Origin of the sequence: Spirillospora sp. CA-142024, assembly GCF_050942325.1 — a bacterium.
Taxonomy (GTDB): domain Bacteria; phylum Actinomycetota; class Actinomycetes; order Streptosporangiales; family Streptosporangiaceae; genus Spirillospora.
This window is the reverse complement of the sequence record NZ_CP192077.1, coordinates 6,213,201-6,237,627: the sequence shown is the minus strand read 5'-3', so window position 1 is coordinate 6,237,627 and position 24,427 is coordinate 6,213,201. Positions and strand designations below refer to the sequence as shown.

General features: G+C 72.0%; 20 protein-coding genes. 14 read left to right on the top strand and 6 right to left on the bottom strand.

Annotated features, from left to right (window positions below):
* The first annotated feature begins 39 nt into the window (after positions 1-39).
* Positions 40-954 (top strand): oxidoreductase, encoded by a 915-nt coding sequence (locus ACQPZP_RS29580; RefSeq protein WP_433473007.1) that lies wholly within the window; start codon positions 40-42, stop codon positions 952-954.
* Positions 955-981: 27 nt separating this feature from the next.
* On the opposite strand, the gene ACQPZP_RS29575 is transcribed toward ACQPZP_RS29580, so the two are convergent.
* From ACQPZP_RS29575 to ACQPZP_RS29560, 4 genes are all read right to left on the bottom strand, one after another.
* A complete protein-coding gene (locus ACQPZP_RS29575) occupies positions 982-1,524 on the bottom strand; it encodes a methylated-DNA--[protein]-cysteine S-methyltransferase (protein ID WP_433473006.1) in 543 nt (180 codons plus the stop codon).
* 73 nt (positions 1,525-1,597) lie between these two features.
* Positions 1,598-4,249 (bottom strand): DUF6493 family protein, encoded by a 2,652-nt coding sequence (locus ACQPZP_RS29570; protein WP_433473005.1) that lies wholly within the window; start codon positions 4,247-4,249, stop codon positions 1,598-1,600.
* On the bottom strand, positions 4,246-5,616 hold the full coding sequence (locus tag ACQPZP_RS29565) for an SWIM zinc finger family protein (RefSeq protein WP_433473004.1): 1,371 nt from the start codon (positions 5,614-5,616) through the stop codon (positions 4,246-4,248). Before ACQPZP_RS29565 ends, ACQPZP_RS29570 begins: the two co-directional genes overlap by 4 nt.
* A 48-nt stretch (positions 5,617-5,664) precedes the next feature.
* A complete protein-coding gene (locus ACQPZP_RS29560; RefSeq protein WP_433473003.1) occupies positions 5,665-6,903 on the bottom strand; it encodes a LeuA family protein in 1,239 nt (412 codons plus the stop codon).
* Between the two features lie 67 nt (positions 6,904-6,970).
* On the opposite strand from ACQPZP_RS29560, the gene ACQPZP_RS29555 reads away from it, so the two are divergent.
* The 5 genes from ACQPZP_RS29555 to ACQPZP_RS29535 all read left to right on the top strand — a co-directional run bounded on the left by ACQPZP_RS29555 (position 6,971) and on the right by ACQPZP_RS29535 (position 11,785).
* A complete protein-coding gene (locus tag ACQPZP_RS29555) occupies positions 6,971-8,185 on the top strand; it encodes a citrate/2-methylcitrate synthase (protein WP_433473002.1) in 1,215 nt (404 codons plus the stop codon).
* 63 nt (positions 8,186-8,248) lie between these two features.
* The gene (locus tag ACQPZP_RS29550; protein ID WP_433473001.1) at positions 8,249-8,605 is read left to right on the top strand and encodes a hypothetical protein; all 357 of its coding nucleotides are present in this window, start codon (positions 8,249-8,251) and stop codon (positions 8,603-8,605) included.
* 39 nt (positions 8,606-8,644) lie between these two features.
* Positions 8,645-8,968 (top strand): DUF3817 domain-containing protein, encoded by a 324-nt coding sequence (locus ACQPZP_RS29545; protein ID WP_433473000.1) that lies wholly within the window; start codon positions 8,645-8,647, stop codon positions 8,966-8,968.
* Between the two features lie 71 nt (positions 8,969-9,039).
* On the top strand, positions 9,040-9,963 hold the full coding sequence (locus ACQPZP_RS29540; RefSeq protein ID WP_433472999.1) for a bifunctional helix-turn-helix transcriptional regulator/GNAT family N-acetyltransferase: 924 nt from the start codon (positions 9,040-9,042) through the stop codon (positions 9,961-9,963).
* Positions 9,964-10,834: 871 nt separating this feature from the next.
* Entirely contained in the window at positions 10,835-11,785 is a 951-nt protein-coding gene (locus ACQPZP_RS29535; RefSeq protein WP_433472998.1) for a hypothetical protein, read from the top strand.
* Between the two features lie 63 nt (positions 11,786-11,848).
* On the opposite strand, the gene ACQPZP_RS29530 is transcribed toward ACQPZP_RS29535, so the two are convergent.
* Complete coding sequence (locus ACQPZP_RS29530; protein WP_433472997.1) at positions 11,849-13,471, bottom strand: hypothetical protein; 1,623 nt, start codon at positions 13,469-13,471, stop codon at positions 11,849-11,851.
* Between the two features lie 141 nt (positions 13,472-13,612).
* Between ACQPZP_RS29530 and ACQPZP_RS29525 the strand changes: the two genes are divergently transcribed.
* The 3 genes from ACQPZP_RS29525 to ACQPZP_RS29515 all read left to right on the top strand — a co-directional run bounded on the left by ACQPZP_RS29525 (position 13,613) and on the right by ACQPZP_RS29515 (position 17,219).
* On the top strand, positions 13,613-14,008 hold the full coding sequence (locus tag ACQPZP_RS29525; RefSeq protein WP_433472996.1) for an alpha/beta fold hydrolase: 396 nt from the start codon (positions 13,613-13,615) through the stop codon (positions 14,006-14,008).
* 201 nt (positions 14,009-14,209) lie between these two features.
* Positions 14,210-16,609 (top strand): endopeptidase La, encoded by a 2,400-nt coding sequence (lon, locus tag ACQPZP_RS29520; RefSeq protein WP_433472995.1) that lies wholly within the window; start codon positions 14,210-14,212, stop codon positions 16,607-16,609.
* A 193-nt stretch (positions 16,610-16,802) separates the two neighbouring features.
* Positions 16,803-17,219, top strand: a complete 417-nt coding sequence (locus ACQPZP_RS29515; protein ID WP_433472994.1) for a VanZ family protein — start codon at positions 16,803-16,805, stop codon at positions 17,217-17,219.
* On the opposite strand, the gene ACQPZP_RS29510 is transcribed toward ACQPZP_RS29515, so the two are convergent.
* Positions 17,216-18,727 (bottom strand): nitroreductase family deazaflavin-dependent oxidoreductase, encoded by a 1,512-nt coding sequence (locus ACQPZP_RS29510; RefSeq protein WP_433472993.1) that lies wholly within the window; start codon positions 18,725-18,727, stop codon positions 17,216-17,218. The two genes, ACQPZP_RS29515 and ACQPZP_RS29510, sit on opposite strands and share 4 nt — an antisense overlap.
* Before the next feature lie 165 nt (positions 18,728-18,892).
* Here ACQPZP_RS29510 and ACQPZP_RS29505 point away from each other — a divergent pair, with 165 nt between their 5' ends.
* From ACQPZP_RS29505 to iolD, 5 genes are read left to right on the top strand one after another with little or no spacing between them, the layout of a single operon-like run.
* Positions 18,893-19,906, top strand: coding sequence for a Gfo/Idh/MocA family protein (locus tag ACQPZP_RS29505; RefSeq protein ID WP_433472992.1), 1,014 nt, complete (start codon positions 18,893-18,895; stop codon positions 19,904-19,906).
* The gene (locus tag ACQPZP_RS29500; protein WP_433472991.1) at positions 19,903-20,754 is read left to right on the top strand and encodes a TIM barrel protein; all 852 of its coding nucleotides are present in this window, start codon (positions 19,903-19,905) and stop codon (positions 20,752-20,754) included. The genes ACQPZP_RS29505 and ACQPZP_RS29500 overlap by 4 nt, the downstream gene beginning before the upstream one ends.
* Positions 20,751-21,686, top strand: coding sequence for a 5-dehydro-2-deoxygluconokinase (gene iolC, locus ACQPZP_RS29495; RefSeq protein ID WP_433472990.1), 936 nt, complete (start codon positions 20,751-20,753; stop codon positions 21,684-21,686). Before ACQPZP_RS29500 ends, iolC begins: the two co-directional genes overlap by 4 nt.
* Positions 21,683-22,540: a 5-deoxy-glucuronate isomerase gene (gene iolB, locus ACQPZP_RS29490; RefSeq protein ID WP_433472989.1), complete on the top strand. Its 858-nt coding sequence runs from the start codon at positions 21,683-21,685 to the stop codon at positions 22,538-22,540. The genes iolC and iolB overlap by 4 nt, the downstream gene beginning before the upstream one ends.
* Positions 22,537-24,387 (top strand): 3D-(3,5/4)-trihydroxycyclohexane-1,2-dione acylhydrolase (decyclizing), encoded by a 1,851-nt coding sequence (gene iolD / locus ACQPZP_RS29485; RefSeq protein WP_433472988.1) that lies wholly within the window; start codon positions 22,537-22,539, stop codon positions 24,385-24,387. The genes iolB and iolD overlap by 4 nt, the downstream gene beginning before the upstream one ends.
* Positions 24,388-24,427: the final 40 nt, after the last annotated feature.

Sequence of the window (24,427 nt, the reverse complement as noted above, 5' to 3'; positions counted from 1 at the left end):
TCTAACTTGTGAATTCGAGATATGACGTGGAGGTGCCCCATGGGCGGATGGACGGCCGGCGACATCCCCGAGCTGCGCGGGCGGCGGGCGATCGTCACCGGGGCCAACAGCGGCATCGGCTACCACACCGCGCTCCAGCTCGCCCGGCACGGCGCGTCCGTCGTGCTGGCCTGCCGTAGCGCCGAACGCGGCGGAGCCGCCCTCGACCGGATGCGGACCGCCGCGCCCGACGCCGACATCGTCCTCGGCTCCCTGGACCTCGCCGACCTGTCGTCCGTCCGGACGTTCGCGGCCGAGCACGGCGACGGTCCCCTCGACATACTCGTCAACAACGCCGGCGTGATGGCCATCCCGCGCCGCGCCACCGCCGACGGGTTCGAGATGCAGTTCGGCACCAACCATCTCGGCCACTTCGCGCTCACCGGCCTGCTGCTGCCCGCGCTGCGCGCCGCGTCCGCCGCCCGCGTCGTCACGGTGACCTCGGGCTTCGCCTGGGCCGGGCGGCTCCGCTTCGACGACCTGCAGGGCGAGCACCGGTACCGCAAGTGGTCCGCCTACGGCCAGGCCAAGCTCGCGAATCTGATCTTCGCCAAGGAACTGGACCGGCGCGTCCCCGAGCTGACCAGCGTCGCCGCCCACCCCGGCTACGCCGCGACGAACCTGCAGCGGACGGGGCCGAGGATGCAGGGCAACACCCTCATGGAGAAGGCCACCGACCTCGGCAACACGGTGATGGCCCAGTCCGCCGCCGCGGGCGCCCTCCCGTCGCTCTACGCGGCGACGGCGCCGGACGTCCAGGGCGGCGCCTGCTACGGCCCCCGCCTGCTGCAGTACCGCGGCGCCCCGGTCAAGGTGGTCACGCCCCCGCAGGCGGACCGTCCGAACCTCGGAGAGCGCCTGTGGAAGGTCTCCGAGACCCTTACCGGCGTCACCTACGCCGAGGCGCACGCCTGACCGGGCCCCGGCCGCTCGCCGAGACGGTCACGGGGCGCGGGTGATGTCCCAGTCGAGCGTGGCGGGGACGGCGCCCTCCAGGGTGAGGAGCCAGCGTTTGACCTCGACGCCGGAGCCGCCGCTGTAGCCGCCCAGGCCGTTCGAGGCGACGACCCGGTGGCAGGGCACGATCAGCGGGATCGGGTTGCTTCCCATCACCTGGCCGATGACCTGCGCGTGCACGCCCGCGCCGCTGCGGTCGCCCAGTTCACCGTAGGTGACGGTCCGCCCGTACTGGACGGACTCGTACAGCGTCGAGAGCACCTGCCGCTGGACGTCGGAGGTGAGCCGCCAGTCGACCGGCACCTCGAAGCGTTTCAGGTCGCCGGCGAAGTAGTCGCGCAGGGCGGACAGGACGGGTGCCGTCCGGCCGGGGGCCTCCACGACCGGCAGGCCGGTCGTTTTGGCGACGCGGGCGCGGTGGGCCGGGGTGTCGCGGAAGTGCAGCGAGACGACGCCCGTCTCCGTCTCGCCGACGAGCAGGCGGCCGAGCACGGTGTCGACCGTGCCGAACGCGAGGGTCTCGGTCATCGTCCAGCGCTCCTTCCCAACGGTTCAGAGTCCCATACGGGACCGACATTCCTCTCAACACCGCAGCGGGCCGTCACGTTGCGAGGGTGCGGGCGAGGCGGGCGGCCTCCTTGACCAGACGGCTGGAGCCGCCGCGGGACGCCGCGGCCTCCACCGCGGGGATCGGACCCCTCGCACCGGTGGTCTCGGCCAGGCGGGTGGCCAGGGCGAGGAGGTCGGGCAGGCCGGTGGCGGCGCGCTCGCCCGGTGCGGGGAGCGCGTGCGGGAGCGCGGCGCCGATGATCGTCCAGACGCCGGCATGGGCGCCCGCGTCGGCGGCCGTGGTGAGAGCCTTCACCGCGCGGGGGAGGGTGACGCGCTTGAAAGAGGTCAGCCTTCCGAGCGCCGTGCCCGTCTCGGCCGCCGGAAGCGCGCCCTGGGCGCTGAAGGCGAGCAGGGCCTCGACGGCGTTCACGCGTTCGTCCGCGTGCCGGTTGGCGAGCGCGTAGGCGAGCAGCGTTCCGGTGGCGGCGCCGGTGGGGCCGCCGGCCTCCGCCAGGTCGAGCATGACGGCGCCCTGCTCCCATTCGCTGTCATCGGTGCCCGCCAGGTAGGGGACGAGATGCGCGGCGGCGACCTCCCGGTGTGAAGGCAGCACCGACGGCCAGAACGTCGTGGACACGTTGTAGGTCGGCCTTCCGAAGTCGGTCCAGCCCTCTTCGGGGAAGGCGCAGAGATGCGCGATGTCGGAATCGCCGGGCACGTCCACCGTGGACAGGACACGGGTCGGGAGCCGCAGCTTCCGGTCACCGACACGTCCGACCGGCTCGTCGAGGACCTCGCAGGCGACGCCGGGGTCGGCCAGCCCGCCCTCGGCGAGCCAGGACGCGACGGCCCGGCCCGCCGTGGACGTCAGGTTCTTCGCGCGCACGACGGCGGCCGCGTCGATGTCGCGGGGGACGCGCAGCATCGCCTGCGTCAGGTCGGACCGGCCGGGTTCGGCGCCGGCCTTCTCCAGCCTTTCGAGCCGGCCGACCAGGGCGCCCGGGTCGACGTGGCCGCTGCCTTCGGTCGGCGTCGCCAGCAGGACGGGCACCTTCCCGACCGCGGACGCGATCTCGTGTCTCCGCAGGGTGAGGAAGCGCTGCATCTGCGGCTCGAACACGGTCCCGGACTTGCGGGACCGTCCCTTGAGGAACGAGCCGAGCACGCTGAACAGGCCGTGCGGCGTCGCCGGGACGAGCAGGCTCTGCACCGGGAACTGGATCCAGCTTGAGCGGACGTGGCCGCGCATGTACGGGTAGGCCTCGGCATTCGTGATCCACTGCGCCGTGCCGTCGGCGGCCTTCCGGAGGGCCGCACGGGTCGCCTCGGGGTCGCGGTAGGCGAACTCGACGAGCGCGGCCAGGAAACGTTCGGCCGCGCGCCACTCCTCGGGGGCCCGCAGCAGGAGGACGAACTCCTCGGCCAGTTCGGCGAGAGAACCGATGGGGGCCAGGGCCTCGCGCGGGACGAAGGGCGGCGGGCCCATGGTCGGCTCCGGCTCGGCCGGCGCCTCGACCTCGCCGAACGCCGTCGCGATCGCCTCGCGCAGGGCGGCAGGGAGGTCGGCGGCGGCGCCCCGGATCTCCTCGCGCACCGCCCCGCTCGCGCGATCCGCGTGCCTGACGGCGATCTTGACGGCGCGTTCCCTGAGGTCGAGGGCGTCGGAGGCGAAGACGGCGGCGACGGCGCGCAGCGTGGCGTCGACCCGGTCGCGCTTGCGCGCCGACCTGTCCAGCCAGGTCAGCGTGGTCTGGACGAGCTTCTTCTCCGGGCGGAACAGCACCGCCCCCGCGGCCTCTTCGAACAGCGCGTCGTCCAGCCGCCCCTGCTCGTCGGCCCGCCGTACCTGGCGCAGGGCCGGCGCGGCGACGGTCGAGGGCGCCGCGGGCAGGAGGCGGACGTAGTCGCGCACATGGGCCACCGCTTCGTCCTCGGTGGGCTCCAGCGCGTCGTGCAGCCGCACGAACCAGCGGAGGTTGTGGGGCGTGCCGCCGCGCAGGAAACGGCTGACGCAGCCGTCCAGCAGGGGGGCGCGATCGAGGCGGCCGGTGCGCGCCAGGTCGGCGAGGGCATCGGCCCAGGTGCCCGCCCGGGTCTTGTCCCAGCGGAGTCTCGACTCGTCACTGGCCAGGGCCGCGCCCACTCCGTCCGACTCGAACAGCTTCGGGACGAGGGCGTCCAGGAACGGATCGCCGGCGAGGTCGTGCGGAAGGACGCCGTCCGTGACCCAGCCGACCACGAAGCCGTCCGACAGCGGGGGAGCCGCCCCGGCGGACCTGGTGAGGGCGGCCGCGATGTGCCAGAGCGCCCATTCGCCGTCGGAGACGCGGAGGCGGTCGGCGACGCGGCGGGCGACCTCCGCGCGCCACTCGTCCGGGCGGATGGACGTCACCGCGCACAGCGCCGTGCAGAGCCGGGCGTAGCGGTCCTGACTCCACCACAGCCGCAGGTCACGGCGGCACAGCCACGTGGCCGCGGCGGCGGCCCCGCCGATCGTCCCCGCGCCGGTGAGCAGCAGCGGTTCCAGCACCGTGCGGTCCAGGAACCCGTACTCCGAGGCGGCGCGCATGTCCTTCAACCGGCCGGGCAGCTGTTTCGCGACTTCGCGGCGCGCGGTGTCGTCGAGCCCGGCGACCAGGCGCGCCGTCCGGTCCAGATCACCGGAGTCGATGGCCTTCCGGATCTCGTCCCAGGCGCTCATCGTCCCGCCTCCACGGTCGCCTCGCGGCGGACGATCCGGGCGGCGAGGACGTGCTTGCACGGCCCGCGCTCCCCCCGATGGTCGAACCACCACGGGCACGTGCACGTGACGCGGTCGCCGTCGAAGCGGACCTGACGCTCACCGCCGTTGCTCAGCACGATCGCCGTGTCGTCACCGGTGAACCGCACGGCACCGTCCTCGACGAGCGCGCGGGCCGAACGCAGCCGCGGATTGAGGCCGGCCACCCGCGCGGGATCGTAGGGCAGCTCCCGGTGGAAGAACGCGGCCTCGGCGGTGTCGAACCCGACCCGCCCGGACGTGCCCAGCTGAACCAGCGCGGCCTTCGTCCGCTCCGGCGTCAGCCCCGATCGCTCGGCGAGGAGGTCCGGCTCCACGCGCGGCTCGAAGGACAGCAGCGCGCCGACCAGGTCGGCGTCTCCCGCGGCCTCGTCGGTCGACAGGGCGTCCAGCACGGCGCCCTCGCCGGAGAAGCCGCGCGAGTGCTCGGGAGACAGCGTCAGGACGTACCGCATGCCCGGCAGCTCCAGTTCCCAGACGCTCGCCACGGGACCGCCGCCGCCGACGGCCGGCCCGTAGACGCGCATGGCCCGCGCGAAGCGGAGCAGCGGCAGCATCGTCCGCAGCCGGTCCGGCCCCGCCAGGCACACCGCCCCCGGAGCCGGACGGGACGTGACCCGGAGCGTCCGCCCGGCGGGCACCGCCCACAGAGCCCCGCGCGAGCCGCGCGGCAGGGAGCGCAGGAACCGCACCGCGTCGGGCCCCTTCAGCTCCCCGCGCAGATCGAACCCCGCCGTGATGACCTGCACCTCGGCGAAACCGCGAAGCCACCGGTCGGGCAGCGGCACCTTCTTCTCCACGACGGCGCCGTCCATCGTGGTCACCGCCAGTTCCTCGGCGCCGACCGCCAGGTGCAGCGGATCGGAACCGCCCACCCGGGCGAGGGCCTCGCGCAACGGCCCGTTGACGTCCACGTTCGTCGTCCCGCGCTCGTGCACCTCGCCGTCCAGCGCGGGTTCCAGGACGTCCAGCCGGGCGTAGACGCCGCCGCACGCGGAGAACGACTCCATCCGGATCCGGTCGCCGTTGCACGTGACGACCGGATCCCGGAAAGCGGTGGGACGCGGCTGGAAGTACCGGGTCTGCGCGACGTCGGCCAGCCCGAGCATCGCCGCCGCGGCCGGCGCCGCCTGGGTGAGCACGCCGCTGAAGAAACGCGGATGAGCCTGCGCCCCGCTGCTCGTCGTCCCGCCGGATGTGGACAGCCCCAGAAGGCCCTCCTCCAGCCCGGACGGCCGTGCGTACGTATAGGACTGTGCGACCCCTGCCGCCACCGCGCTGCTCGCCATGCCGGAACCGTAGAGCCCAGGCCCGACAAATCAGATCGAATCCCAAGATCAGGTGATCTGTCCTGGGAAGAGGAGGGCCAGTTCGCTGGGGTAGGTGGCGATCAGGCGGAGTTCGTCGTCGGTCAGGGGGCGGCCGGTCTGGGCGTTGCAGAGCTGGACGAGCTTGAAGGCCAGGTCCTCGTCGGCGGGCTCGACGCCCAAGCCGTCCATGACGTGCCGGAAGCCGGCCTTGCCGCCGTATTCGCCGGTCAGGACGACGCGTCCGGGACGGGTGTGCCAGTCGTCCGGGAAGGGGCCGAGGGTCTGCTCGTCGTACAGCTCGTAGTTGCCGTGGTCCTTCAGCGCCCCGTCGGCGTGGATGCCGGATTCGTGCGCGAACGCGTTTCGTCCCACGCCCACCTGGTTGTAGGGGAGCGGCTGGCCGAACGCGTAGCTCGCCCATAGCGCGAAGCGACGCGCCCACGTCAGGTCGATCGGATCGCCGAACTCGGCCCGTCCCTCCAGGCCGAAGCCGTGACGGAACGCCAGGATCGTCGACAGCAGGTCGGCGTTGCCCGACCGCTCACCGATGCCGTTCACGCACGTGTTGATCCAGGCGTCCTGGCCCGCCTCAAGGTCGCCGAGGGCGCCGCTGACGGAGTTGGCGACGGCCAGGCCGAGGTCGTTGTGGCAGTGGGTTTCGACCGGCATCTCTGTGGCGGAGGCCAGTTTGGCGAAGCGCTCCTTGATGCGTTCGGGCGTGTCGCCGCCGATCGTGTCGCAGTAGCGGACGCGGTCGGCACCGGCCTCCTTCGCGGCGAGCGCGAACTCGGTGAGGAACCCGTCGTCGGTCCGTGAGCCGTCCTCGGCGTTGACCCCGACGGTCTCGGCCCCGCCCGCCTTGGTCGCGCGGACGGCCGCGACCATCTCGCGGACGATCGCGTCCCGGTCGAGGCGGCCCCGGAACTTGTTCGCGATCATGTAGTCGGACGTCGAGATGGACAGGTTGTAGTGCGCCAGCCCGGTCTCCCCGGCCCGCACCTGGACGGCCTTCTCCACGTCCTGCGCGACGCCCCGGCACCAGCCGGACAGCCGCAGGCCGCCGAACGCGCCCGCCTCCGCCAGCGCGATCTGCGCGCGGACGTACGGGACCTCGTGGAACAGGAACGGGAAGCCGATCTCCGACTGCGCGACGCCCAGCCGGCCCAGGTAGAAGTTGACCATCGTCTTGCCGAACTTGGACAGCCCGGTCCGGGCGGTCTGGACGCCGTCGCGGTTCGTGACGTCGAGGAAGTGAATCTGTGGCATGCCCTCAGATTGACATTGGCATCCATATGTATCAATATTGACGATAATCAATGTCAGGCGGAGGAGTATGAGCGAGAACGACCAGGTGGGCGGGTGGATCGACGCCGGCGCGGCGGCCGAGCGGCTCGGTGTGAAGCCCGCCACGTTGTACGCCTACGTGAGCCGGGGCGTCCTGCGGCGCAGGCGGGCGCCGGACGGCCGCCGCAGCCTCTTCGACGCCGCGCAGGTGGAGGAGCTCGCCAGGCGCGGGAAGCCCCGCCGCCCGCCCGGCCCCGGGGAGCTGGCGATCGAGTCGGCGATCACCGCGCTCGGGCCCGACCGGCCGTTCTACCGGGGGCGCGACGTCCTGGACATGGCGGAGACCATGGCGTTCGAGGACGTCGCCGAGTGGCTGTGGACGGGCCTCGACGGCCCCGGGCCGGCCTGGCGGGCCCGGCCGGACGGCGTCGCCGCGGCCGTCGCCGCCCAGTCGGGACTGCCGCCGGGGCTCCTCCCGCTCGACCGGCTCCAGCTGATCGTCAGCGCGCTCGCCGCGACCGATCCGCTGCGCCACCACCTCGATCCCGAGGGCGTCACCGCGACCGGGCGGGCGCTGATCGCCGGACTCGTGGAGGCCCTTCCGGCGGCCGGTGCGGTGCCGGGCGGCGGACGCCTCGCCGAACGGCTCTGGGCCCGCCTGTGCCCGCGTCCGCCGGGCGACGGGCCGCTGCGCGCCTTCGAGGCCGCGATGATCCTGCTGGCCGACCACGAGCTCGCCGCGTCCACGGTCGCCGCGCGGGTCGCGGCCTCCGTGCGCGCCGATCCGTACGCCGTCGCCGCGTCCGGGCTCGGGGTCCTGAGCGGCCCGCTGCACGGCGGCGCGTCCTACGGCGCGGAGCGCCTGATCGCCGAGGTGGGCGATCCGGCGGAGGCGTCCCGCGTGATCGGGGAGCGGCTGCGCGGCGGCGAGCGCGTCCCCGGATTCGGGCACGCGGTGTACAGGTCCGGCGACGGGCGCTTCACGCTGCTGATGGATCTCGTCCGGGCCGCGGCGCCCGGTCACGACCGGCTCGCCGCCGCGGAGGCCGTCCTGGACGAGGCCGCCCGGCGCCGCCTGCCGAGGCCCAACGCCGACTTCGCGCTCGCGACGCTGGGCGCGGTCGCCGGGCTCGTGCCGGGGGCCGGCGAGGCGGTCTTCGCGGTGGCCCGCACCGCCGGATGGCTCGCGCACGCGCTGGAGGAGTACGGCCGGCGCAGCCCGCTGCGTCCCCGCGCCGTCTATGTGGGGCCGGTCCCCGGATGACCGCCCGAACGCCCGGACGGGGTCGGGGACGCGATGCGCGGGACCGGCGGTAGGCTCGGTGACGTGCGACGGTTCCTCACCCCAGGCTGGCTCGGGCTGCACGCGCTCGCGATCGTGCTGTGCGGCGCGTTCATCGGCTTCGGCTGGTGGCAGTTCGACCGCGCCCAGGGCGGCAACGACCGCAGCTGGGCCTACACGTTCGAGTGGCCGATCTTCGCGATCTTCGTCATCGTGATGTGGGTCAAGATGATCCGGGACGAGCGGGCCGGGGTGCAGCCGGCTCCGAAGGTCCTGGAGGAACCGGCGGAGGCCAAGGTCAAGCGGGAGATCATCCGGCGGCAGGAGGAAGAGGACCCCGCCCTCGCGGCCTACAACCGCTACCTCGCCCGGCTCAACTCGCAGAGCCGCGGACGCGGCTGACCCCGCCTCGCGGGACGTTGACGTGAAAGGTGTGCTCCTGTGGAAGGCGCGGTGACCAGGTACCGGATCCTGGCGCTTGTGGTCGGCACGCTGCTGGTGCTGCTGACGATCGGCATGATCCTCAAGTACGGGCCCACCGACATGCCGATGCTGGCGGGCATCGTCGCGCCCGTGCACGGCTTCCTCTACATGGTCTACCTGGCGGCCGCGTACGACCTCTGGCGGCGCACGGACTGGCCGCTCACCAGGATGGTCGTGATCGTGCTCGGCGGCGTCGTGCCGCTGATGACCTTCTTCGTCGAGCGCAGGGTCGTCCAGGAGGCGCGCACGCTGCCGCCCGCCAAGGCCGAGGCGAACGCCTGACGCTTCCGGGGCTGGCGCGTTCTCTCTTCCCGGTCTAATGTTTGACTGAGTCAAACATTGGAGGCTGCGGCATGGAGGTGACCCGGGAGGACGTCGGCACCGTCCGCGCGTTCAACCGCTTCTACACCGGCGTCATCGGTGTGCTCGGCGAGGGACTCGTCCGGTCGCCGTACTCCCTCACCGAGGCACGGGTGATCTTCGAGCTGGCCCAGCGGGAGGACACCGAGGTCCTCGCCCTGCGCCGCGTTCTCGACCTCGACGCCGGCTACCTCAGCCGGATGCTGGCCCGGTTCGAGACCGACGGCCTCGTCGTCCGGGAGCGCGCGGCGGAGGACGCCCGCCGCCAGATCGTCCGGCTCACCCCGCGGGGCCGCGAGGTGTTCGCCATGCTGGACGAGCGGTCCGTGGCCGAGATCCGCGGGCTGCTGACCGGGCTGGACCCCGGCGACCGCCACCGCCTCCTCGCCGCGATGCGTTCCATCAACGGCATCCTCGGCGACCGCCCGCGCGGGGACGCGTTCGTCCTGCGCCCGCCGCGTCCCGGCGATCTCGGCTGGGTGGTGGAGCGCAACGGCGCCCTCTACGACGAGGAGTGCGGCTGGGACCGCACCTACGAGGCCCTGGTCGCCTCCGTCGTCGCCGACTACGTGCGCGGCCACGACCCGGAACGGGAGAACGCGTGGATCGCCGAGTCCGGCGGCGACCGGCTGGGCGCCGTGTTCTGCGTCCGGCGGGAGGACGACGTCGCGCAGCTCCGGCTGCTGCACGTCGAGCCCGCCGCCCGCGGGACGGGCGTCGGGGCCGCGCTGGTCGCCGAATGCGTCCGGTTCGCCGCCGAGGCCGGCTACGCCGAGATCATGCTGTGGACCACGGCGCTCCAGCGTCCCGCGCATCGCCTCTACGAGCGGGCGGGGTTCGTCCTGGACGAGGAGGAGCCCCCGGCCGAACGCTTCGGCGACGTCATCACCGGGCAGGTCTGGCGCAAGAAGCTGTGAACCGGGCCCGTGGAGGGTGTCGCGCCTCCACGGGCCCGGCTCCGCAGCGATCCCTACTGCGTGGGCGGCCGGGACGGGGGTCGGACGGAGTTCCGGCCGCCCGGGTTCACCGGCGGGACGCCGGTTCGTGTCGCGGCTGATTCCCACCTCCTCTCCGTGCCCGGCCGGACGCGGGCGATCGTCCGGCGTTCGGGGGAGGGCGCCGTCGCGGCGCCCGGATGCCTGCGGCCGGACCGGCGGCACGGCTCGCCGCCGCGGCCGGCCCGGCCGTCGGGGACGCCGGTGCCGCGGGGGCGGGCGGCACCGGGCCCAGGGGAGGACGATGACGCCGGTCCGGTCCGATACGGCCGAGGACCCGAGGTGTGTCGCCGTGTGCCGTCGCCGCGGCAGCCGCCGGGGGGCGGTGCCGGCCGCGGTTCGGCGCGCCGCGAACGCCCTCGGCCGTATCGGGCCGGGCCGTGCGGGGGAGGGACGCGAGGGCGGTCCGGATCTCACGCTCCGTGCGGTGCATCCGCCGCCTCCCGTCTCACGACCTGGGGCTTTGCCGCCCCGAGGTCTTCTCGTTCACCGTGTGTCACGATCTCGTTGCGTTAAGTACCCGCGCGTCATGCGCACGTAAACCGGCCCCCGCGCAAATAATCAAGATCGCGAAGCGTCCTTTACCTCCGCATGGTGCGAGCTTCCGGCCGCGGCAGATTCTCCAGTTTTTCGACTGGTTTAGTTGACAACCCGCCACCGCCCCGCACGGTCTCCCTTGCCGGTTCGCGGAACCGGTGGCCGACCGCTCCCAGAGCTCCGGCCACCGGTTCACACGACCGGTGGCTGCTCGCTCGCGGAGTGCTCGGCCCCTCACAAACAGAGGGGCGGACGCATGTCCTCTTCACCTGAACCTCGCCGGCACTTCGCCGGCAGAGGTCTCGTCGTTGCCGGCCTGTTATCGGCGGGCATCGGCTACGCGCTCACGACAGATTATCCGGCGCTGGAGGTCGCAGGACCGATGCAGTCGGTCGGTGCTGTCGCTCTCTGCACTCTGATGCTGTTCACAGGACGGTCTCCGTTCAGACGATACAGCGCCGTCATGTGGTGGCTGATCGCCCGTCTGGCGGCGGGAAACGCGATCGTGGCGGTCGTCTACCCTTTCGCCGTCCAGGGACTGACGCTGGGCACCGTCGCCGCCGTCGTGGTGATCGGCTACCTTTCGGTGGATCTCGCCGCGATCTGGCGGCTCCGTGCCACCGCGTGGGGACTCAAGCACCTGTGCGGCCGCGCACTCGTGCTGGGCGGGGTCATCATGCTCAACTGGCCGCTGCAGGGCGGGAGCGAGTCTCTGGGGATGCTGTGCGCCGTGATCAGCGCATTGTGTGTCTGGAACACGATCGACGTCCTGGGGCGGATGAAGAAGCACGGACTGGAGGACCAGGGCGCCGCCATCGCCAACCTGCTGGCCGCGCCGGTGCTCTTCCTGCCGGTGTCCGTGCGGCACGGTTCCGGATGGATGTCCTGGGACCTCTTCACCACGGCCGGTCTGGCAGGCCTGCTCACGCTGTTCCTGCCGGTCCTGCTGATCAACGCCGCGCTCCGTCGTTCCGCGAAGGGCGACGTGGCGATGATGCAGTCACTCTCGTCGCCGGTCCACGCCCTCGTGGCGCAGGTCGGCGCCGGGATGGGGTGGCTCCCCTCCAAACAGGGCCTCGCGCTCGGAGACTGGGCCGCCATCCTCCTGATCGCCGGCTCGGCCGTCGGAGTCTCCTCGCTCAAGGAGCCTCCCGGCGGTGTGCCCGGCGACAGGACGCGACACCGCGGCAACGCAAGACGCCGCTGACCCGCAACGGCGGGAAGGGAACCCCCCTTTCCGCCGTTGTACCTCGCCACCGAGCGCCGAGGTCTACACGGTGACAGGCCAGAGCCGCACGGTCCCATCGGTTCGGTCGGCGGTGGCGAGAAGCGTTCCGTCGGGGCTGAAGGCGACCGCGTCGGCGCATGTGCCGAGGACGCCGATTTGATCGCCGGTCGCCGGGTTCCACATCCGGACCGCGGCATTGGTCCAGCCGGCCGACCGGCCGGTGGCCACCAGGCGTCCACCGGGGTGGAACGCGACCGCGTCGGCGCCGCTGTTACCGAGGTCGCCGACATGTTCACCGGTCGCCGGGTCCCAGAGCCCGACCCTGTCGTTGCCGGCGGTGGCGAGGACGGTCCCGTCGGGGCTGAAGGCAAGGGCGTTGGCGCTCATCTCGAGCGCGCGGATGTGCTCGCCGGTCGCCGGGTCCCATATCCGGACCGCCGGGTTCCACCGCCTTGCCCCGTCATCGGCGGAGTATCGGCCGGCGGTCGCGAGCATCCGGCCGTCCGGGCTGAACGCCACGGCCTGCGGCTCTCCCCGGTCAAGATCACGAATGTGCGCACCGGCCCCGAGGGCCCACAGCGCGGCGCTGGCGAGAGACATGCCGTCAGGGCTGAACGCAACGCCCGCCACGGAGCCTTCTGCGCCGAGGTCGCGGATGTGTTCGCCGGTTTCCGGGTTCCAGAGCCGCACCCGCCCGCCGCCGTTCCCGGCCATCAGCATGCCGTCAGGGCTGAAGGCGGCCGCACGGGCGACGCCGAAGGCCGGCAGGGTGTGGAGATGCTCGCCGGTGACGGGGCGCCAGAGCAGGATCGTCTGGTCGTTACCGCCGCAGGTGGCGAGCATCGCGCCATCCGGGCTGAAGGCCAGCGCGCACACGTAGCCCCCGCCGGTGAGGTCGATCGCCCTGAGCTCCCGGGTCGGTCGTTGAGCGGACAAAACCGCGGCCAGGTCGCGTTCTGCGATGCGATCTCCTCCGGAAGCCAGCGCTCGAAGCTCGCTGATCGCCTCGTCCCGGCGGCCTTGGAGAAGCAGCAATCCTGCCCGTGTGCGCCGGCAGAGCGGGTGGTCGATGCCTCCCAGCAGGCCGATGGCCTCCTCGCGAAGGTGGAAGCGACCCTCCCGCCAGCCCTTGGCGATGTTCAGCAACGCCTGGTCGAGATCTCGGTCCCCGGCGGGGAAGGCGGTGACCAGCTTGACGGCCTCGCCGACACGGGCCGCCCGCCACAGCCTTTGAATGATCCAGCGCAGTTCTCTCCATGCAGCGGCGTCCCCGGAAGCGGCCCGCTGCTGGAGGAGGTCGATTCGCCCTTGGCTCGCCAGCCAAGCGCATACGCGCCATCGGTCATCCAATCGGGCCTTCCGCAACTCCGCCATGGCCTCCTCGACGCGTCCCCGGCCTGCCAGCAGACGTGCCAGCCGCCAGGTACCGCCCTCATTGCCGGCCTCGGCCAGTGGCCGCAGTTCGTTGATGGCTTCGTCGATCCGGCCCTGCCCCACCAACCAGTCGGCCAGCTGCCGGCGAGCGAACCGATCCCCATCGCCCGCACGCGTCCGGAGCTCGTCGATACGCCCCGCGCGAGCCAGCAGAACGGCCAATTGCCGCGCCCCCTGCGGATCCCCGGCCTCCGCCAGCCGCCGCAATTCCTCGATGCGCCCCGCCCTCATCAACCGCACTGCCTCCTGACGTCCGACAAGAGCACGGTCTGGGGGCGATACCGACCGGCGCGGGGAAGACCAGCTCACGATGAATTCTCCGGATCGGACCGGTGCGGGACGGGCGGCGTGATGCGGTCACCGTAATCCAAGATGACATTGCTGGGACACTCATGGGGTGCTCAGTTGGCGCTGCTGTACGCGTTGGAGCATTCCGAGCGACTGGACGGACTGGTCTATGTGTCCGGCACCGGAATCGATCAGAACGCCACCTGGCATCCCGAGTATGAGCGCAACCTCCGTGAAGCATTGGGTCCCGGCTCGGGACGCTGGGAGGCTTTGAGCCGACGGGACCGGACCGACGCGGAAGACCGGGAAATGTCGGTGTTGCAGTGGTCGGCGGACTTCACCGAGCGGGATCGGGCGCTTGAGCATGCGGACCGTATGGCGACCCCATGGTTCGGTGTCAATTTCGAGTGCAACAAGATCCTCAGTGCGGAGGGCAGACGCCGCTGGGGGACGCCGGAGCGCGGATTTCTCCGCTCTTGAAGGCGTGGACGAGCGCGTCGAAGACCGGCAGCGGGCCCCAGAGGCGCACCGGCCGTCGGACCGGGCCAGGTTCGCGTGGGCGGGACAACCGGGGTGATCGCTGAGAGCGAACGTTGCTGCGGAAACAAAATGCTGCTCCGTTTTCTTGAGTGTCTATGACTCAACTTGAGGTTGGGTCGACCTACGGACTTGGAGCTGAGCATGAGCGAGACCCTGACGCTGCCGGTGCTGCCCCTGGAAGACGGGGTCGTTCTGCCCGGCATGGTGGTGCCTCTGGACCTGTCCGAGAGCGGCGAGGTCCGGGCCGCCATCGAGGCCGCGCGGGCGGTGGCGCAGTCCAAGGGGCCGGGCATCCGGTCGGCGGGCAAGCCGCGGGTGCTGCTGGTGCCCAGGCTGAACGGGCAGTACGCCGGCATCGGGACGCTCGGCGTCATCGAGCAGGAGGGGCGGCTGCCCGGCGGTGAGCCGGGCGCGGTCGTCCGCGGCGTGCGGCGGGTGCGGATCGGGACCGGGACGACCGGGCCGGGCGCGGCGCTGTGGGTCGAGGGAACCGAGATCGAGACGCCGCCGGCGTCCGGGCGCGCGCAGGAGCTGGCGAAGGAGTACAAGGGCCTGGTCAGCGCGATCCTGCAGAAGCGGGGCGCCTGGCAGGTCGTGGACGTGGTGCAGCAGATCGACGACCCGTCCACCCTGGCCGACAACGCCGGGTACGCGCCCTACCTGACGGACGAGCAGAAGATCGAGGTCCTGGAGACCGTCGATGTGGTGGAGCGGCTCGACCTGGTGATCGGGTGGACGCGCGACCACCTCGCCGAACTGGACGTGGCGGAGACCATCCGCAAGGACGTCCAGGAGGGCATGGAGAAGACGCAGCGGGAGTTCCTGCTGCGGCAGCAGCAGGAGGCCATCCGCAAGGAGCTGGCCGAGCTGAACGGCGATCCGGCCGACGAGGAGGACGACTACCGGGCCCGGATCGAGGCCGCGAACCTCCCCGAGAAGGTGCGCGAGGCGGCGCTGAAGGAGGTCGACAAGCTGGAGCGGTCGTCCGACGCCTCACCGGAGGGCGGCTGGATCCGCACGTGGCTGGACACCGTCCTCGACATCCCGTGGAACGAGCGGACCGAGGACGCCTACGACATCGCGGGCGCCAGGGAGATCCTGGACGCCGACCACGCCGGGCTCGACGACGTCAAGGAGCGCATCGTCGAGTACCTGGCCGTGCGCAAGCGCCGTGAGGAGCGTGGCCTGGGCGTCGTGGGCGGCCGCAGGAGCGGTGCGGTTCTGGCGCTGACCGGTCCTCCTGGCGTCGGCAAGACCTCGCTGGGCGAGTCGGTCGCGCGGGCCATGGGACGCGAGTTCGTCCGTGTCGCCCTGGGCGGCGTCAGGGACGAGGCCGAGATCCGCGGTCACCGCCGCACCTACGTGGGCGCGCTTCCGGGACGGATCGTCCGCGCCATCCGCGAGGCCGGTTCGATGAACCCGGTCGTCCTGCTGGACGAGGTCGACAAGGTCGGCGCCGACTACCGGGGCGACCCGACGGCGGCGCTGCTGGAGGTCCTCGACCCCGAGCAGAACCACACCTTCCGCGACCACTACCTGGAGGTGGAGCTCGACCTGAGCGACGTGCTGTTCCTCGCCACGGCGAACGTGGTGGAGGCGATCCCCGGGCCGCTGCTCGACCGGATGGAACTGGTGCAGCTGGACGGCTACACCGAGCACGAGAAGGTCACGATCGCCCGCGACCACCTGCTGCCGCGCCAGCTCGACAAGGCCGGGCTGGAGGCGTCCGAGGTGGGCTTCGGCGATGACGCCCTTCGGCTGCTGGCGTCGGAGTACACCCGCGAGGCCGGCGTCCGGTCCCTGGACCGCTCGATCGCGCGGGTGCTGCGGAAGGTCGCGGCCAACGTCGCGCTGGAGAAGGCGGCGCTGCCCGTCCAGATCGGCGCGGACGACCTGAAGGACTACCTGGGACGGCCCAGGTTCACTCCGGAGGTCGAGCTGAGCAGGAACGAGCGCCGCACCGGCGTGCCGGGCGTCGCGACGGGCCTGGCCGTCACCGGCGCGGGCGGCGACGTCCTCTACATCGAGGCGTCGCTGGCCGACCGGGAGACCGGCGACACGGGCGTGACGCTCACCGGGCAGCTCGGCGACGTCATGAAGGAGTCGGCCCGGATCGCGCTCAGCTACCTGCGCTCGCGGGGGGCGGAGCTGGAGCTGCCGGTCGGCGACCTGAAGGACCGCGGCGTGCACGTCCACGTGCCCGCCGGCGCGATCCCGAAGGACGGCCCGAGCGCGGGCATCACCATGACGACGGCGCTCGCCTCCCTGCTGTCGGGCCGGCCGGTCCGCGCGGACGTGGCGATGACCGGCGAGGTGTCGCTGACCGGGCGGGTGCTGCCGATCGGGGGGCTCAAGCAGAAGCTGCTGGCCGCGTCCCGGCTCGGCATCACCACCGCGATCGTCCCGAAGCGCAACGAGCCGGACCTTGAGGACGTCCCGGCCGAGGTGCTGGACAACATGACGGTCTTCACCGTCAGTGACGTCCGCGAGGTCCTGGACCTGGCCCTGGAGCCGGCCACCACGGCCGCGGTGGCCGCCTGACCCTTACCGAAACGCCCGCGCCGGGTTCGTCCCGGCGCGGGCGTTTTGACGTCAATTGGAGTTTCGGCCGACCCGAATTCCGGCCGGGCGCATGGAGCGGGACGGGCACGGGGACACCGGCAGCGTGTTGGTGGCGATGTGGCAGCCCGCCCCGGCGGGTGAACGGGTCTCGTGGTACATCATCGTCCTTCGCGTGATCGTCGTGACCATCGCGTTGGGCTGTCTCGGCATCTTCTTCTATTTCGCGTTCAGGCTCACTCTGACGCCCGTCCACGACAATGGGCAGGCGGGCGGGAACACCGACCCGGGGCGTTCGCTCCGCTTCTACCTGGACCGCCCCACCAAGGAGGCGTTGCCCCAGATAGGCGGCAACCTGGTGCTGCTCGCGCCCATGGGCGTGCTGTTGCCGATCATCTGGACGACCCTGCGCGGTCCCATTCGGCTCGCGCTGGTGACCGGCATGTTCTCCCTGACCATAGAGACGATCCAGGGCGCCTTCGTGGTGGGGCGGGCCTTCGACGTCGACGACGTCATCCTCAACGTCATCGGTGTGGTGATCGCCTATCTGTTCCTGGGCCGTCGGTTGTCGAGGACCTTCCGCGGCGCTTAGCGGGGCGTCAGACGGAAAATTCTGAGCTGCCGGTCTATGCGCTCGACGTAACGGTCGTAGACGGGCCAGACGGCGGTGAGCCGGGGCCAGATCTCCTTGCGCTCCGCGTCGTCCAAAAGGTGCGCGGTCACGGGAACGGGACGGCCCTGGAAGCTGACCTCCGCGTCGGGGTTCTTCAGGAGATTGCCCGTCCAGGCGGGATGCTTCTCGCGGCCGAAGTTCGAACCGACGACGTACCAGCCGCCCTCCGGGTCGGGGAGGCAGGCGAGCGGGGTCTGCCGGGGGAGGCCGCTCACGGCGCCGGTCGTCGTCAGGACGAGGCTCGGGACGAGGAGCTGGCCGAGCAGGAGCCGGCCGCCGCTGAGCCTGTGCAGCGTCTTGTCCACGGGCGGGACGATCCTGGGACCCACCTTGGAGAACCATGCGGCGCCCGAGACCCGGTGGAAGACCGGCCCGAACGTGCGCTGGATGAGAGTCGGCATCGGTGTCTCCTTGGTGGCGAGCCGTCCGGCCCGGCGTGGGTTGAGGTGGCCGCTCTCGGCCAGCCACCGTAGGGCGTCGGCCACCGTCTCCTCGACGGGACGCAAGGTGAGGTCGAGCGCGTCCAGGATCGGACGGTCGTCGGTGGGCACCAGCGTGACCATGAAGTCGGCGGCGTCACGGGTGAGCGGGTAGTCGAAGTGATGGACGCGCTTGGCCGCGTCCAACATGGAACCCAGTCCGAGCATGACACGACTGGGGACGCGTACACGGCGGCACTTGACGCCGGTCAGGCGGTCGCACAGGTCGGCACACTGCTGCCATGTCAGGTAGTGGCCGCCGAGCACCCAGCGGCTCGGTCCTTGCCTGGCCTCGACGGAACGTGCCAAAGCCTCGCCCAGGTCACGGACGTCGATGACCGAGACGCCGCCTCCTGGAAGCGGCCACACCTTGCCGAGCGCGGCCGCGAATCCCTCCATCAGCGCGTCCAGCGTCGGCTGGTCCGGGCCGCACACGCCGCCCGGGTAGACGATCGTGACGGGCGCGCCGTCCGCTTGCAGACCGCGCACGTACCGCTCGGCCGCGAGCTTGGACTTGCCGTAGTCGGTCCTGGGGCTCGCCAAGGCGTCCCCTGCGGTGATGACCTGACCGGCCGGCGGGACGAACACCGCGACCGTCGACACGTGGATCACCGGGGAGAGGCCCTGGGCGACGGCCGCGCCGACCACGTTGCGGGTGCCCCGGACGTTGACCTCCACCAGGTCGCCGGCGCCGCCGGTCACCCCGATGGCGGCGGCGGTGTGGATCGCGGCGTCGCAGCCGGCGAGCGCATCGGACACCGCGTCCGCGTCCAGCATGTCGCCCGGGACGAGTTCCACCTCCTCGGCCGCGACACCGATCGCCTGCAGGACCTTGGCCGTCCTGCCCGGGTCCCGGACCAGCGCGCGCGGCCGGTGACCGGCGGCGAGGAGCGCGCGGACGGCATGGGATCCGACGAACCCGGAGGCGCCGGTGACGAAGATCCGCATGGGTGCAAAACTAGCGCTTGGTAAGACCGCGGCGACAGTCGCCGGAGTAACCGGCCCGATTTCGGACACCTCCTTTTCGGGGAAGGCGGACGGCCGGTCGTTGACGGTTCTGGAACGCTCCATCACACTCGTGACTTCACCTGACCGCCGACCGGGAGGGGATCGATGAGGATCGGACTGGCCGGCGCGGGGCGCATCGGTGCGCGCCACGCCGCCGCTCTGTGTGGACTGCCGGAAGTGGACGCGCTGGTCATCGCCGACGCCGACCCGGGACGCGCTCGCGACCTCGCGGCGCGGCTGCCCCGGACGCCGTCCGAGGTCACCGCGCTGGAGAACGTCGACGCGCTCTTCGCCGCGGGCCTGGACGGGCTGATCGTCGCGGCGGCCACGGACGCGCACGCGGACCTGGTGGACCGGGCCGTGACCGCCCGAATGCCCGTCTTCTGCGAGAAACCGCTCGCCTCGAACCTGGATGGAACGTTCCAAATCGTCCAGGCCGCGGCCGCCGCCGGGGTACCGGTGCAGGTCGGGTTCCAGCGCCGGTTCGACGCCGGGAACGCGGCGGCGCGCGAGGCCCTCGCCTCGGGGCGGCTCGGCTGGCTGCACACCGTCCGGTCGTGCAGCTTCGATCCCGCGCCGCCGCCGGCCGGGTACATCCCCTCGTCGGGCGGGCTGTTCCGCGACTGCGTCATCCACGATCTGGACCTCATCCGCTTCGTCACGGGACGCGAGGTCGTCCGCGTGATGGCCGCGGGCGCCAATCGCGGCGACGACTTCTTCCGCGAGTACGGCGACGTCGACACCGGGTCGGCACTGCTCGTCCTGGACGACGGGGCGCTCGGCCAGGTCTCGGCCACCCGCTACAACGCCGCCGGGTACGACGCACGGCTGGAACTGTTCGGGTCCAAGGACAGCGTCATCACCGGCATGGACGAGCGGACGCCCACGACCGCCCTCCCCGAGCGCGGGGAGGAGCCCAGGACCGCCTACAGCGGCTTCATGGACCGCTTCTCCGACGCCTACGACGCCGAACTCCAGGCGTTCGTGGACGTCGTCGCGGGCCGCCGCGCGAACCCGTGCCCGCCCGAGGACGCGCTGGAGGCGTTCTACCTCGCCGAGGCGTGCGAGCTGTCCATGCGGCAGGGGCGGATCGTCGGCACCGAGGAGGTGCGGCGGTGAGGATCGCCGGCGCGCCGATCTCGTGGGGCGTGTGCGAGGTGCCCGGCTGGGGTCACCAGATGGAACCCGGACGGGTGCTCGCCGAGATGCGCGCGCTCGGCCTCGCCGCCACGGAGCTCGGGCCGGACGGCTTCCTGCCGGGCGGTGCGCGGGAGCGGGACGAGCTGCTGGCGTCCCATGCGCTGGGCCTCGTGGGGGCGTTCGTCCCGATCGTCCTGCACGACCCCGCGTTCGACCCGGTGCCGGTGATCGACCGGGCCCTGGACGGCATCGGCGGTGTGCTCGTCCTGGCCGCCGCGACCGGCCTCGACGGATACGACGAGCGTCCCGTCCTCGACACGAAGGCGTGGTCCACGCTCCTGGCCAACCTCGACGCGATCACCGCGCGGGCCGCCGCACGCGGACGGCTCGTCACGTTGCATCCCCATGTCGGGACGGTCGTGGAACGGCGCGATGAGGTCGAACGTGTGCTCGGCGGCTGCAGCGTCCCGCTCTGCCTCGACACCGGGCACCTGCTCGTCGGCGGGACCGATCCGGTGTGGCTGGCCCGTTTCGCGGCGCCGCGCATAGCGCACGTCCATCTGAAGGACGTCGATGTGGGGCTCGCCCAACAGGTGCTCAAGGGCGACGTCACCTACACGAACGCGGTCAAGGACGGGTTGTACCGGCCACTCGGGGACGGTGACATTGACATCCCCGGCATCATCCGCACTCTGGAGGACGCCGGTTACGAAGGCTGGTGGGTGATGGAACAGGACACCATCCTGACCGAGGAGCCCGCAGAGGGCGCAGGGCCGTACGACGACGTCCGCCGGAGCTTGGACTTTCTCTCCAGGGTGGCCCGATGACGTTCGACCTCATCACGATGGGACGGGTGAGCGTCGACGTCTACCCCGACCAGGTGGGCGTGCCGCTGGAGGAAGTCGAATCGTTCGGGAAGTACCTGGGCGGCAGCCCGACCAACGTCGCCGTGGCGGCGGCCAGGTACGGCCGCCGCGCCGCCGTCATCACCCGTACCGGCGACGACCCGTTCGGACGATTCATCCACAAGGCGCTCCGGGGCTACGGCGTCGACGACCGGTTCGTCACACCCGTTCCCGGACTGCCGACGCCGCTGGCGTTCTGCGAGATCTTCCCGCCCGACGACTTCCCGCTGTACTTCTACCGCTATCCGAAGGCGCCCGACCTGGAGATCCGCCCGGACGAGCTCGACCTTGAGGCGATCCGCGCCGCCCGCATCGTGTGGGCCACGGTCACGGGCCTTTCGCAGGAGCCCAGCCGTGAGGCGACCCTCACCGCGCTCGCCGAACATCCCGGCCGGACCGTCATCGACCTCGACTACAGGCCGATGCTCTGGGACGACCCTGGGGAGGCACCGCACTGGGCCGGTCTCGCTCTGGAACGAGCGTCGGTCGCCGTCGGCAACCTGGACGAGTGCGAGGTCGCCGTGGGGGAGCGGGAACCGCATGCCGCCGCCCGCGCCATCCTGTCCCGCGGCCCGGAACTCGCCATCGTGAAGATGGGCCCCGAGGGCGTCCTCGCGGCGACGGCCGAGGAGGTGGTGCAGGTGCCGCCGGTCAAGGTCGACGTCGTCAACGGGCTCGGTGCCGGAGACGCGTTCGGCGGCGCGATCTGCCACGGCCTCCTCGCCGGGTGGGGCCTGCGGCGGCTGGTCGAGTTCGCCGGCACCGCCGGGGCGATCGTCGCGTCCCGCATCGCCTGCTCGGACGCGATGCCCACCCAAGACGAGGTCGAAGAACTCCTCAAGGAGCCTCGATGAAGTACCACCTGCCCGCCGGGACCGCCGGCGAGGGCCCGTACGGGCTCGTCGTGACGCCCGAGTCGGCCGGCTGGGCGCATTCCGCGTTGCGCGTCCTGGAACTGCCCGGCGGCGGCGAGCACACGTTCGCCACCGGCGAGTTCGAGACCATCGTGCTGCCGCTGGCGGGGTCGTGCGCCGTCGAGTGCGATGGCGAGCGGTTCGAGCTGGAGGGGCGGGACCACGTCTTCAGCCGGGTCAGCGACTTCGCGTACGTGCCGCGCGACGCGCAGGTGACCGTCCGGGGCCGCGGACGGTTCGCGCTGGCGGGCGCCCGGTGCGAGGGGCGGCTCGCACCCCGCTACGGCCCCGCGGAGAAGGTCCCGGTGGAGCTGCGGGGCGCGGGGCCGGCGAGCCGGCAGGTCAACAACTTCGGGACGCCCGAGGGTTTCCCGTTCGCCGAGAAGCTGATCGCGTGCGAGGTGCTGACGCCGGGCGGCTGCTGGTCGTCGTTCCCGCCGCACAAGCACGACGAGGAGACGCCGGACGAGGCCGTCCTGGAGGAGATCTACTACTTCGAGGTCGCCCGCGGCGGCATGGCCTACCAGCGCGTCTACGGTTCGCCCGGGCGTCCGATCGACGTGCTCGCTGAGGTGCGCAGCGGCGACGCCGTGCTGATCCCGCACGGCTGGCACGGCCCGTCGATGGCCCCGCCGGGGCACGACCTTTACTACCTGAACGTGATGGCCGGGCCCTCGCCGGAGCGGGCCTGGCGGATCTGCGACGATCCGGCGCACGCATGGATCCGGGACACCTGGTCCGGGCGGCCGGTCGATGCCCGGCTCCCCCTGACCTCGGCGGAGGGACGGTCATGAGGCTCACGGTCGGTCAGGCGGTCGTCCGGTTCCTGGCATCCCAGTACAGCGAGCGAGACGGTGCCGAGCGGCGGTTCTTCGCGGGCTGCTTCGGCATCTTCGGCCACGGCAACGTCGCGGGGGTCGGGCAGGCGTTGCTGGAGTACGACGACGAGTTCCCGTACTACATGGCGCGCAATGAGCAGGCGATGGTGCACACCGCCTCCGGCTACGCCCGGATGAACGACCGGCTTTCGACGTTCGCGTGCACGACTTCCATCGGCCCTGGGGCCACCAACATGGTGACCGGAGCCGCTCTGGCGACAGTCAACCGGCTGCCGGTGCTGCTGTTGCCCGGCGACATCTTCGCCACCCGGGTGGCCAACCCGGTGTTGCAGGAACTGGAGGACGCCCGCTCCTACGACGTGTCCGTGAACGACTGCTTCAAGCCGGTGTCGAAGTACTGGGACCGGATCAACCGTCCCGAGCAGCTGCCCAGTGCGCTGCTGGCGGCGATGCGGGTGCTCACCGACCCCGCCGAGACCGGCGCGGTCACGCTCGCGCTGCCGCAGGATGTGCAGGCCGAGGCGTTCGACTGGCCGGAGGAGCTGTTCGCCCGCCGGGTGTGGCGGATCGGCCGCCCCGTGCCCGAGCCGGCCGCGCTGGCCGAGGCGTCCGGGATTCTCCAGGCCGCCGAGCGCCCGCTGATCGTGGCGGGGGGCGGCGTCATCTACTCGGGCGCGACGGAAGAGCTGCGCGCCTTCGCCGAGCGGACGGGCGTCCCGGTGGCCGAGACCCAGGCGGGCAAGGGCGCGCTGCCCTGGAACCACGCCTGCTCGGTGGGCGCGATCGGCGCGACGGGGACGACCGCCGCCAACGCGCTGGCTCGCGAGGCCGACGTCGTGGTGGGGATCGGCACCCGCTACAGCGACTTCACCACCGCGTCCCACACCCTGTTCGCCGACCCGGACGTCCGCTTCGTCAACATCAACGTCGCCCGCGCGGACGCGGTCAAGCTCTCCGGCGCCGCCGTCGTCGCCGATGCCAGGGAGGCCATCCGGGGTCTCGGCGCGGCCGTCGGCGGCTACACGGCCCCGGATTCCCACCGCGACCGGGCCCGGACCCTGATCGCCGGCTGGAACGCCGAGGTCGACGGCGCCTTCGCCCCCCAGAACGCGGAGCCGCCCACCCAGGCGGAGGTCATCGGCGCCGTCAACGAGATCAGCGAGCCGCAGGACGTCGTGGTGTGCGCGGCGGGCTCCATGCCGGGCGATCTGCACAAGCTCTGGCGGACCCGGGACCCCAAGGGCTACCACGTGGAGTACGGCTACTCCTGCATGGGCTACGAGATCGCCGGCGGGCTCGGGGTGAAGATGGCCGCACCCGGCCGAGAGGTGTTCGTCCTCGTCGGGGACGGCTCGTACCTGATGATGGCGCAGGAGCTGACCACCGCGGTCGCCGAAGGGATCAAGCTGATCGTCGTCCTGGTCCAGAACCACGGGTTCGCCTCGATCGGCAACCTGTCGGAGTCGGTCGGCGCGCAGCGGTTCGGCACCCGCTACCGCGCCCGGACCGGCACCGGCCTCGACGGCGGCACCCTTCCGGTCGATCTCGCCGCCAACGCCGCGAGCCTCGGCGCCGACGTGATCCGCGCGTCCACCGTGGACGATCTGCGGGACGCGCTCCGCACCGCCAGGAAGGCCGAGCGCACGACGGTCGTCCACATCGAGACGAACCCCTTGGCAGGGCCCCCGGGCAGTGCGGCATGGTGGGACGTCCCAGTCGCGGAGGTGTCGGCGCTGGACTCCACCCGGGAGGCCCGTACCCGATATGAGAGGGATCGGGGCGCACGCCGCCATCATCTGTGATCAACTCCTCAGACCGACCATTCGGGGAGAACGGAGATCA

Excerpts from the sequence above, each read along its gene's own strand:
- ACQPZP_RS29540 (WP_433472999.1), top strand. The coding sequence starts at position 9,040 with ATGGAGGTGACCCGGGAGGACGTCGGCACCGTCCGCGCGTTCAACCGC.
- iolB (WP_433472989.1), top strand. The coding sequence starts at position 21,683 with ATGAAGTACCACCTGCCCGCCGGGACCGCCGGCGAGGGCCCGTACGGG.
- ACQPZP_RS29555 (WP_433473002.1), top strand. The coding sequence starts at position 6,971 with ATGAGCGAGAACGACCAGGTGGGCGGGTGGATCGACGCCGGCGCGGCG.
- ACQPZP_RS29570 (WP_433473005.1), bottom strand. The coding sequence starts at position 4,249 with ATGAGCGCCTGGGACGAGATCCGGAAGGCCATCGACTCCGGTGATCTG.
- ACQPZP_RS29525 (WP_433472996.1), top strand. The coding sequence starts at position 13,613 with ATGACATTGCTGGGACACTCATGGGGTGCTCAGTTGGCGCTGCTGTAC.
- ACQPZP_RS29575 (WP_433473006.1), bottom strand. The coding sequence starts at position 1,524 with ATGACCGAGACCCTCGCGTTCGGCACGGTCGACACCGTGCTCGGCCGC.
- iolD (WP_433472988.1), top strand. The coding sequence starts at position 22,537 with ATGAGGCTCACGGTCGGTCAGGCGGTCGTCCGGTTCCTGGCATCCCAG.
- ACQPZP_RS29530 (WP_433472997.1), bottom strand. The coding sequence starts at position 13,471 with ATGAGGGCGGGGCGCATCGAGGAATTGCGGCGGCTGGCGGAGGCCGGG.
- ACQPZP_RS29580 (WP_433473007.1), top strand. The coding sequence starts at position 40 with ATGGGCGGATGGACGGCCGGCGACATCCCCGAGCTGCGCGGGCGGCGG.
- iolC (WP_433472990.1), top strand. The coding sequence starts at position 20,751 with ATGACGTTCGACCTCATCACGATGGGACGGGTGAGCGTCGACGTCTAC.
- ACQPZP_RS29535 (WP_433472998.1), top strand. The coding sequence starts at position 10,835 with ATGTCCTCTTCACCTGAACCTCGCCGGCACTTCGCCGGCAGAGGTCTC.
- ACQPZP_RS29510 (WP_433472993.1), bottom strand. The coding sequence starts at position 18,727 with ATGCGGATCTTCGTCACCGGCGCCTCCGGGTTCGTCGGATCCCATGCC.
- ACQPZP_RS29565 (WP_433473004.1), bottom strand. The coding sequence starts at position 5,616 with ATGGCGAGCAGCGCGGTGGCGGCAGGGGTCGCACAGTCCTATACGTAC.
- ACQPZP_RS29560 (WP_433473003.1), bottom strand. The coding sequence starts at position 6,903 with ATGCCACAGATTCACTTCCTCGACGTCACGAACCGCGACGGCGTCCAG.
- ACQPZP_RS29505 (WP_433472992.1), top strand. The coding sequence starts at position 18,893 with ATGAGGATCGGACTGGCCGGCGCGGGGCGCATCGGTGCGCGCCACGCC.
- lon (WP_433472995.1), top strand. The coding sequence starts at position 14,210 with ATGAGCGAGACCCTGACGCTGCCGGTGCTGCCCCTGGAAGACGGGGTC.